At 57.0% G+C, this 1234-nt stretch carries 2 tRNA genes and 2 rRNA genes; all 4 read right to left on the reverse strand.

The annotated features are described in order from the left end of the window. A 23S ribosomal RNA gene (locus Q7S93_RS03215) occupies positions 1–435 on the reverse strand; the annotation flags it as partial. 260 nt (positions 436–695) lie between these two features. Then, positions 696–771, reverse strand: a tRNA-Ala gene (locus Q7S93_RS03220). Between the two features lie 65 nt (positions 772–836). Further along, positions 837–913 (reverse strand) — tRNA-Ile (locus Q7S93_RS03225). Positions 914–1102: 189 nt separating this feature from the next. Then, positions 1103–1234 (reverse strand): 16S ribosomal RNA (locus Q7S93_RS03230); the annotation flags it as partial.

Consider the following 1234-nt stretch of genomic DNA (forward strand, 5'->3'; position numbering starts at 1 on the left):
GACAGGATTTCACGTGTCCCGCCCTACTCGAGTCTGTCGCTAATTGATGCTTACGGGGCTATCACCCACTATGGCCGACCTTTCCAAGTCGTTCAGCTTTATGTCACGACAGCACTGGCCTGGTCCCGGTTCGCTCGCCACTACTACGGGAGTCTCGGTTGATGTCCTTTCCTCCGGGTACTGAGATGTTTCAGTTCCCCGGGTTTGCTTAATGAACCCTATGTATTCAGGTCATTATACCTTTAAACGCCCTACGAACCGTACCGCCGGCCGAAGCCGAAGGTAAAATTCGCAGACCGTTAAGGTGGGTTTCCCCATTCGGAAATCTTCGGATCAAAGGGTGCTCGCGCCTCCCCGAAGCTTATCGCAGCGTGCCACGTCCTTCATCGCCTCTCGACGCCAAGGCATCCATCAGAAGCCCTTATACGCTTGATCGTTCTCAGCAAAACTCATGCAGGCGACCTCAAGCGAGATCGCCCTCATGCGCTTTGTATTTGCCAGACAATGATGTCTTTCATCAGGTCGTCCCTCTAAGCGCCTAAGCGCCGGGAGAACCCTTGCCTTCACGATGTCAGATAAACCACGACCAGGACGCCTCATGGAGGCGAACCCTGGCGGGTTAACTTGTTTCCCGCGATCGCGCGGTGGAGATCTCCATCATCTCAATCCCCAGCCGCCAGGGCTGTCAGGAGAAATGGTGGAGCCAGACGGGTTCGAACCGACGACCTCATGCTTGCAAAGCACGCGCTCTACCAACTGAGCTATGGCCCCTTAAGGACCGCCAAGCTTTGCAGAGCTTCTCGTCGATCCGCCTGCCAAAGGCGCCACGTTCAAGGTGGTGGGCCCAGGCAGACTCGAACTGCCGACCTCACGCTTATCAGGCGTGTGCTCTAACCAACTGAGCTACAGGCCCTTGAAGCGGTCCGCTTCCCAGCCAGACCCCAGAGCCCCTTGGCTCCAGCCCCAGCCAGAATACGCGATCGCACCACAGCCTCATCGGCTGCAGTGTTAAGTGGAAAGAGAAACGAAGACGGCGGCGCTCCGCACCTGTGTATTGATATGACGAACCAATAGGGCCGAAACCCTGGAGGTCCATCCTTAGAAAGGAGGTGATCCAGCCGCAGGTTCCCCTACGGCTACCTTGTTACGACTTCACCCCAGTCGCTGACCCTACCGTGGTCGGCTGCCTCCATTGCTGGTTAGCGCACCGCCTTCGGGTAAAGCCAACTCCCAT

The sequence above is a fragment of the Phenylobacterium sp. genome, assembly GCF_030646615.1.
In the GTDB taxonomy this organism is placed as follows: domain Bacteria; phylum Pseudomonadota; class Alphaproteobacteria; order Caulobacterales; family Caulobacteraceae; genus Phenylobacterium.